Source organism: Streptomyces ossamyceticus (assembly GCF_001418475.1).
In the GTDB taxonomy this organism is placed as follows: Bacteria; Actinomycetota; Actinomycetes; order Streptomycetales; family Streptomycetaceae; genus Streptomyces; species Streptomyces ossamyceticus.
Genome location: NZ_LIQX01000196.1, coordinates 1 through 8,159, shown reverse-complemented (window position 1 = coordinate 8,159; position 8,159 = coordinate 1). Strand labels below are relative to the sequence as shown.

Annotated in this window: 9 protein-coding genes; 3 read left to right on the top strand and 6 right to left on the bottom strand. The window is 70.7% G+C overall.

Features of this window, described 5'->3' with window-relative positions; translation table 11 throughout:
* The 4 genes from AOK15_RS15930 to AOK15_RS15915 form a co-directional block, all read right to left on the bottom strand.
* On the bottom strand, positions 1-337 hold a 337-nt coding region (locus AOK15_RS15930), incomplete at its 3' end, for a PfkB family carbohydrate kinase (RefSeq protein ID WP_240508445.1).
* 107 nt (positions 338-444) lie between these two features.
* Complete coding sequence (locus tag AOK15_RS15925; protein WP_055517236.1) at positions 445-2,397, bottom strand: ABC transporter permease/substrate-binding protein; 1,953 nt, start codon at positions 2,395-2,397, stop codon at positions 445-447.
* On the bottom strand, positions 2,387-3,931 hold the full coding sequence (locus AOK15_RS15920; RefSeq protein WP_055517234.1) for a sugar ABC transporter ATP-binding protein: 1,545 nt from the start codon (positions 3,929-3,931) through the stop codon (positions 2,387-2,389). The genes AOK15_RS15925 and AOK15_RS15920 overlap by 11 nt, the downstream gene beginning before the upstream one ends.
* Positions 3,928-4,998 (bottom strand): LacI family DNA-binding transcriptional regulator, encoded by a 1,071-nt coding sequence (locus AOK15_RS15915; RefSeq protein ID WP_055517232.1) that lies wholly within the window; start codon positions 4,996-4,998, stop codon positions 3,928-3,930. Before AOK15_RS15915 ends, AOK15_RS15920 begins: the two co-directional genes overlap by 4 nt.
* A 274-nt stretch (positions 4,999-5,272) precedes the next feature.
* On the opposite strand from AOK15_RS15915, the gene AOK15_RS15910 reads away from it, so the two are divergent.
* Complete coding sequence (locus tag AOK15_RS15910) at positions 5,273-6,061, top strand: SDR family oxidoreductase (protein ID WP_055517230.1); 789 nt, start codon at positions 5,273-5,275, stop codon at positions 6,059-6,061.
* A gap of 54 nt (positions 6,062-6,115) precedes the next feature.
* On the opposite strand, the gene AOK15_RS15905 is transcribed toward AOK15_RS15910, so the two are convergent.
* Together AOK15_RS15905 and AOK15_RS15900 are read right to left on the bottom strand one after the other, a co-directional pair.
* Positions 6,116-6,553, bottom strand: coding sequence for a glutaredoxin domain-containing protein (locus AOK15_RS15905; protein ID WP_055517228.1), 438 nt, complete (start codon positions 6,551-6,553; stop codon positions 6,116-6,118).
* A gap of 52 nt (positions 6,554-6,605) precedes the next feature.
* On the bottom strand, positions 6,606-7,010 hold the full coding sequence (locus AOK15_RS15900; protein WP_055517226.1) for an ATP-binding protein: 405 nt from the start codon (positions 7,008-7,010) through the stop codon (positions 6,606-6,608).
* A gap of 202 nt (positions 7,011-7,212) precedes the next feature.
* Here AOK15_RS15900 and AOK15_RS15895 point away from each other — a divergent pair, with 202 nt between their 5' ends.
* Entirely contained in the window at positions 7,213-8,049 is an 837-nt protein-coding gene (locus AOK15_RS15895) for a helix-turn-helix domain-containing protein (protein ID WP_055517224.1), read from the top strand.
* 8 nt (positions 8,050-8,057) lie between these two features.
* On the top strand, positions 8,058-8,159 hold a 102-nt coding region (locus AOK15_RS41430), incomplete at its 3' end, for a DUF397 domain-containing protein (protein WP_157870261.1).

The window sequence follows — 8,159 nt, the reverse complement described above, 5'->3', positions numbered from 1 at the left end:
CGGGCGACAACAGCATCGTCGTGTCGCCCGACGGGTCCACGGTGATCAGGGCGACCCCGGTGGGCGCCCCGCCGACCAGCACCCCCGCCGTGTCGACCCCCGCCTCACGCTGCGAGTCCAGCAGCAGCCGGCCGTTGCCGTCGTCGCCGACCCGGGCCAGCAGCGCCGTACGGGCCCCGAGCCGGGCCGCCGCCACCGCCTGGTTGGCGCCCTTGCCGCCCGGGTGCACGGCCAGGTCGGAGCCGAGCACCGTCTCGCCGGCCCCCGGCCGCCGCTCGACACCGATCACCAGGTCGGCGTTGGCCGAGCCCACGACCAGGAGGTCGTAGTCGTACATGAAGCATCTCCCTGTGCTGGGTTGGAGCCGCCCGCCGGCCGGTCGCGCCGGGGAGCGGAAAAGCCGAAGCGGCCGGACGGGTCTCCCCGTCCGGCCACCGCATCGTGTCAGCCGCCGAACTCGGCCACGTTCTTCGCCGTGACCACCTTCACCGGCACCATCACCGACTTCTTCACCTTCTCGCCCTCGGCCGCCTTCACCGCGTTGCGCACCGCGATCCTGCCGAGTTCGGCGGGCTGCTGCGCGACCGACGCGTACAGCGTGCCGCCCTTGACGGCCTTCAGACCGTCGGCGGTGCCGTCGAAGCCGATGACCTGGACGGACTTCCCGGCCTTGGCGCCGAGCGCCTTGATCGCGCCGAGCGCCATCTCGTCGTTCTCCGCGAAGACACCGTCGACGTCGGGGTTGGCCTGGAGGAGGTTCGTCATCACGTCGAGGCCCTTGGTGCGGTCCCAGTCGGCGGGCTGCTTGGCGAGGACCTTGATGCCCGGGTACGCCTTCAGACCCTCGGCGAAGCCCGCGCCGCGCTCCCGGCTGGCGGAGGTGCCCGCCTGGCCCTGGAGGATGACGATCTCGCCCTTGCCGCCCAGCTTCTCCGCGAGCGACTTCGCGGCCAGCTTCCCGCCGCTGACGTTGTCGGAGGCGACGAGGGCGGCCGTGTTCGCGCCGTTGACCGCCCGGTCGACCGCCACCAGCGGGATGTCCGCCTTGTTCACGGCCTTCGCCGCCGGGGTCACCGCGTCGGAGTCCACCGGGTTCACGATGATCGTGCCGAGACCTTCACTGGTGAAGTTCTGCAACTGGTTGGCCTGCTGCGAGGCGTCGTTCTGCGCGTCCGTCACGGACAGGTCGACGCCCAGCTTCTTCGCCTCGTCCTGCGCGCCGGCGCGGATCTGCACGAAGAAGGGGTTGTTCAGCGTGGACAGCGACAGCCCGATCTTCTGGCTCTTGGCCGCCGACGAACCGCTGTGCAGGAAGGACGTCGCGCCCACGACCGCCACCGCGACCACCGCCGCGAGGACGTACGTCAGCGCCTGCTTGCCCCGGTCGCCCGAGCCGCCGGCCCCGGCGGCCACCGGGGTCGCGCCCGCCTTCCGGCGGACCGTGTCGAGGAGCACCGCCAGCGCGATCACGACACCGATGACGACCTGCTGCCAGAACGCCGACACCGACAGCAGGTTCAGGCCGTTGCGCAGCACCGCCAGGATCAGCGCGCCGATCAGCGTGCCCGAAGCCTTGCCCGTGCCGCCGGCCAGGGAGGCGCCGCCGATGACGACCGCCGCGATCGCGTCCAGCTCGTAGCCCTGCGCGGCCTGCGGCTGCGCGGACGACAGCCGGGAGGCCAGCACGATGCCCGCCGCCGCGGCGAACAGCCCGGACAGGGCGTAGATGACGAGCTTCTGCCGCTTCACCCGCAGACCGGACAGCCGGGCGGCCTCCTCGTTGCCGCCGATCGCGTACATGGCCCGCCCGATGTACGTACGGCCCAGGATCACGGCGGTGATCAGACCCATCACGACCATCACGAGGACGGGCACCGGCAGCCAGCCACCGAGGTTGTCACCGAGGTGCGACACCGACTCCGGGAACGCGATCGGGCTGCCCTGCGAGATCACCAGCGACAGACCGCGCCCCACCGACAGCATCGCCAGCGTCGCGATGAACGGCGGCAGCTTGCCGTAGGAGACGAGGAAGCCGTTGACGAGACCGCACGCGATGCCGGTCACGACCGCGAGGAGGACGGCTATCGGGACCGGCACGCCCTCCGATGTGGCGCTCCACGCCAGCACGGTCGCCGACAGGGCCGCCACCGAACCCACCGACAGGTCGATGCCCGCCGAGACGATCACGAAGGTCACACCGAAGGCGAGGATGGCGGTGACGGCCGCCTGGACGCCGATGTTCAGCAGGTTGTCGGCCGTCAGGAAGTCGCCGGACAGCACCGACATCGCGACGACGAGGACGATGAGGGCGCTCAGCGCGCCGTTGTCGAGCAGGATTCTGCGCAGGCCCGAGGGGCCACTCGCGCCCGTCGTGCTCTTGAGCGTGTCAGCGGCCACCGGTGGCCTCCGTTCCGGTCGTGGTGGTGTGCGGGGTGGTGGTGGGCGGGGTGGACACGGCGAGCGCCATCACCGCGTCCTGGGTGGCCTCAGCGGCGGGCAGTTCGCCCGCGATCCGCCCCTGGGCCATGACGATCACCCGGTCGCTCATACCGAGCACCTCGGGCAGATCGCTGGAGATCATCAGGACGGCGGCGCCCGCGGCCGTCAGCTCGTTGATCAGCTCGTAGATCTCGACCTTCGCGCCGACGTCGATACCGCGCGTCGGCTCGTCGAGGATCAGCACCTTGGTGTCCGCGAGCAGCCACTTGCCGATGACGACCTTCTGCTGGTTGCCGCCGGACAGCGTCCGCACCGACTGGCCCAGCCCGGCCATGCGCACGCCCAACTGCCCGGCGACCCGCGCCGCGTTCGCCCGCTGCCCCTTGAGGTCGACGAACCCGCCCCTGGTCGCGCCCCGCAGGGTGACCAGACCGAGGTTCTCCTCCACGGACGCGTCCAGCACCAGCCCCTGGCCCTTGCGGTCCTCGGGGACGAGACCGACGCCCGCGGTCATCGCCGCGTTGACGTCATGCTTCGGGACGGGGGCGCCGGAGACCTTCACGGCCCCCTTGTCGTACGGGTCGGCGCCGAACACGGCCCGCACGACCTCCGTACGGCCGGCCCCGACCAGCCCGGCGATGCCGACGACCTCACCGGCCCGCACCTCGAAGCTCACGTCGTGGAACACGCCGTCCCGCGTGAGCCCCTCCACGGCCAGCAGCGCCGCCCCGGAGTCCGGCCGCCGACGCGGGTACTGCTGCTCGATCGACCGGCCCACCATGAGCCGTACGAGCTCGTCCTCGGGCGTGGACGCCGGGACCTGCCCGACGCTCTTCCCGTCCCGGATCACCGTCACCCGGTCACCCAGCGCGGCGATCTCCTCCAGGTGATGGGTGATGAAGACGATCCCGACCCCGTCCTCGCGCAGCCTGCGCACGATCGCGAAGAGCTTCTCGACCTCCTCGGTCGTCAGCACGGCCGTCGGCTCGTCCATGATCAGCACGCGCGCGTCCAGGCTGAGCGCCTTCGCGATCTCGACCATCTGGAGCCGCGCGATACCGAGTTCACGGACCCGCGCGCGGGGCGACACGTCGACCCCGACCCGCTCCAGCAGGACGGCGGCGTCCGCCTCCATCCGCTTGCGGTCGATCATCCCGAAGCGGCGCGGCTGCCGCCCCAGGAAGATGTTCTCGGCGACCGTCAGATCGGGAACGAGGTTGAACTCCTGGTAGATCGTCGCGATCCCGAGGCGCTCGGAGTCCTGCGCGCCGTGGATGCGCGCCTCCTCGCCGTCGGCCAGGATCCGCCCGGCGTCGGGCGTGTAGGCACCGGAGAGCATCTTGATCAGCGTGCTCTTGCCGGCACCGTTCTCACCGAGCAGTACGTGCACCTCGCCCCGGCGCAGATCGAAGTCGACGCCGTCCAGCGCGACCACACCGGGGAAGGACTTCCGTATGCCTTCGATGCGCAGCAACTCGTCCGCGTTGCTCACGTCTGGCTCCTGTTCGTTACGGGGGACGGCTGTGGGGAAGCCGGTCGCTCGGGGGGAGCGGGTCGCTCGGGGGGAGCGGTCTCGCCGCACGAGCGGCGTACGACGAGACGGGCGGGGAGGGTGACGGACTGCGGGGGCCGCCCCTCGATGCGGTCGACCAGCGCGCGCACGGCGGCGCGCCCCAGCTCGCCCGTGGGCTGGGCGATCGCCGTGATCGGCGGATCGGTGTGCACGAACCAGGGGATGTCGTCGAAGGCGGCCAGCGCGATGTCGTCCGGAACCCGCAGGCCACGCGCGCGTACGGCGTCCAGCGCGCCGAGCGCCATCAGGTTGTCGGCCGCGAACACGACCTCGGGCGGCGTGGCCAGATCGAGGAAGCCCTCGGTGACCCGGCGCCCGCTCTCGGCCTGGAAGTCGCCCTGCCCTATGTAGTCCTCGGGCAGGTCCAGCCCGTACGCGTGCAGCGCCGCACGGAAGGCCGCCACACGCTCCTGGCCGGTCGTGGTCGCCGCCGGGCCCGCGATGATGGCCAGCCGCCGGTGCCCGAGCCCGTGCAGATGCGCCACGAGATCCCGCACGGCGGCTTCTCCGTCGGCGCGGACCACGGGCACCTCGACACCCGGGATCCACCGGTCCACGAACACCATCGGCGTGCCCGCCCGCACGGCGTCCAGCATCAGCGGGGAGCCGCCGTCGGTGGGGGAGACGAGCAGCCCGTCGATGCGCCGGTCGAGCAGGTTCCGCACATGGTGATCCTGGAGGTCCGGCCGCTCGTCGGCGTTCCCGATGATCACGCTGTACCCGAGCGCGCGGGCCTCCTCCTCCACGGAGCGGGCCAGCTCCGTGAAGTACGGGTTCATCACGTCGCTGATGACCAGGCCGAGGGTGTGGGTCTGGTCGGTGCGCAGGGAGCGGGCGACGGCGTTCGGGCGGTAGCCCAGCGTCCCGACGGCGGCCAGCACCCGCGCGCGGGCGTCGGCACTGACCGACGGATGGTCGTTCAGGACCCGCGACACCGTGGCGACGGATACCCCCGCCTCGGCAGCGACGTCCTTGATGCTCGCCATCGTCGCTCCACCTCCTCGTGGAATCGATTACATCGACGTGTAGGGAGGATTGGAATCGATTACACGGGCGGAAACAAGAGGGTGAGGGTGGCCGAAATTCAATCGTGACCGAGGGGGCGTGACCGGCGTCGCGCGGCGCGAGGGTCAGGCGAGCCGCCCCGAGGCGATCGCCCGCCACGCCCGGCAAGCTGCTTGCCGCCGCCGGACTCCCTGGCCATGAGTACGCCAGGAATTGAGTTGCCACGCGCGCATCGCAGGCCGAACGATTGCGCCCGTGACGACCACGGGAGAGCAGCCACCAAGTGACGCGGTCAGGCCGGTCGCGTTGGTGACCGGAGTCGGCCGGTCCGCCGGCATCGGCGCGGGCATCGCGCACCGGCTGGCCGAGGCCGGTTGGAACGTCGCCTTCACGTACTGGACGCCGTACGACGCCCGCATGGCCTGGGGCGCCGAGGCGGGAGCCGCGGACACCATCGCCGAGGCGTTGGCCGAACGAGGCGCCGAATCGGTGGGGGTGGAGGCGGACCTGGCCGACCCGGAGGCGGCGGAGCGTGTCTTCGCCGAGGCCGAACGTCGCCTGGGCGGCGTCACCGCCCTGGTGATGTGCCACTGCGAGTCGGTCGACTCCGGCCTGCTCGACACCACGCTGGAGAGCTTCGACCGTCACTTCGCGGTCAACGCCCGTGCCACCTGGCTGCTGATCCGCGAGTACGGCCGCCGCTTCCACGGAACTCCGGGGACCGGACGCATCATCAGCCTCACCAGCGACCACACCGTCGGCAATCTGCCCTACGGGGCAAGCAAGGGCGCACTCGACCGCATCACCCTGGCGGCCGCCCACGAACTCTCCGACCTCGGGATCACCGCCAACGTGATCAACCCGGGGCCGGTGGACACGGGTTGGATGTCCGAGGGCATCCGGGAGCACGTACTGCGTCGGACGCCGCTGGGCCGTCTGGGCAGCCCGCAGGACACCGCGCATCTCGTGGAGTTCCTGTGCTCACCGCAGGGCCAGTGGATCAACGGGCAGCTCCTGAAGAGCAACGGCGGTTTCGCCGCCTGATCGCCCGACCCGACGGCGCGGCGTCGTCGCGTCCGACCAGGACGCCGCCGCTGATCAACCGGACCGGGAGAGCTGTTCGCGCACCCAGCCGGGATCGGGGTTGGTGTGGGGCCGGCCCGCCACGACGACGGTTGGCACGGTCTCGTTGCCGTCGTTGGCCGCACGCACGGCCGCGGCTCCCGCCGGGTCACGCCAGATGTTCACCCAGTACGCCCGCCGGGCACCGCGGCCCAGCCGGAGGCGCAGTCGCATGCAGTACGTGCAACCCGGCCGCCAGAAGACGACGGGCCGGCCGTCGACCGCGCTGCGGCGTTGCGCCTCGTGCGCACCGATGGACTTCGGGAAGACCAGGGGCGAGTTCACGCCGGCGAGCGCCAGGAACACCGGCAGGAGTACCGCGGCGGCGGCGACGTCCCCGTTGGCGATCTGCGCGGCCCCGACGGCCGAGCCGCAGAGCACGAACAGCATCGGCAGCAGCCAGGCGCGCATCATGGTGACGCAGCCTAGCGATGAGCCGCACTGATGCCCGCCCGGTGGGGGCGCCCTACGCTGCGCTCAGCTCGCACCACACGTACTTGCCCGGACTGCCGAACCTGGCGGACGGCGTCCACCCCCAGTACCGCGTGCACGCCGCGACGAGCCCCAGCCCCCGCCCGCCCTCCTGCTCACCCACCAGTTCCAACCGCTGCGGTGGTCGGGGCGGTTCGGGGTCGGCGTCCCAGGCCCCGATCCACACCATCCCTTCCGGCGACCGCCGCACCCGGAGCGCGGCGGACCCCTTCGTGTGCAGCACGGCGTTGGAGACCAGCTCGGTCGCGAGCAGTTCGGCGGTGTCCACGAGGCCGACGAGGCCGTGCATGGTGAGGATCAGCCGCAGGGTGCGGCGACAGATGGTCACGGCTCTGGGGTCGTTGGGGATGTGGAGGGTGTAGTCCCAGGTTTCGGGCATGGGTCATCAACTCCGGTGAGAGGGAGGAGGGTTCACGCACGGTGGCCTTGCCGACGCCGTCGCGGCACGACGGAGCGGTGCGCTTCCGCAGTGTGTTCGTCGCGTGACAGGCGGTAGATCTAAATTTAGGGACGCTGCAAGTCGATCGCGTAATCTGACGCCGAACGAGTCGCGCCCGCGGGCGCCTGAGGAGGGCCATTCGATGGTGAAGAGGCGCGAGCCGACAGCACGTCAGATGCGTCTGGCGACGGAGCTGCGCAGGCTTCGCGAAGCGGCCGGGCTTTCCTCCCGAGAGGCGGCGTCGCTGCTCGGAGTGGCCCCCGCCCAGATCACTCATATCGAGTCCGCGCTCGCGGGGGTGAGCGAGTTGAGGGTCCGCCGTCTCGCGTCCCACTACGCCTGCGGGGATGAGGAGTTCGTCGACGCTCTTGTCGCGATGGCCACCGATCGCACACGAGGCTGGTGGGAGGAGTACCGGGGCTTGCTGCCCACCCCTTTCCTGGACCTCTCCGAACTGGAACACCACGCTCGTTTTCTACGTCACGTGGCGATCCTCTACGTGCCGGGCCTGTTGCAGACCGAGGACTACTCGCGTGCGGTCTTCTCGTCCCGCGTGCCGGAACTCACCGGCGAGGAGGTCGAGTTGCGCATTCAGCATCGAAAGGCGCGCCAGCGGCTCACCGTCCCCTACGAGGCAGTGATCCATGAGGCGGCACTCCGGATCAGAGTCAGTGGCCGTGGTACCTCAAGGGCCCAACTGGCTCGACTGATTGAGCTCTCCGAAGCGGATCACATCACCGTGCGCGTCATCCCGTTCGACCTGGACGGCTTCGCCAGTGCCGCAGGCACGATGACCTACGTGGGCGGCCCTCTGCCCAAGCTGGACACGGTGGTTCGTGACGCGCTCCATGGATCGGCCTTCATCGATTCCGGAGCCCAGCTCCACACCTATCGAACGAGTTTTCGTAAGGTGGAGGGCGCGTCACTCGATCCCGCACAGTCGCGTGAGTTCATCCACAGGCTGGCCAAGGAACTGTGAGGAACCCCATGGACAACTGGCGGAAGTCGTCCTACTCGGGCCCCGGCGACGGCAACGAGTGCGTGGAGATCGCCACCACCCCCACCCACATAGCCGTCCGCGACTCCAAG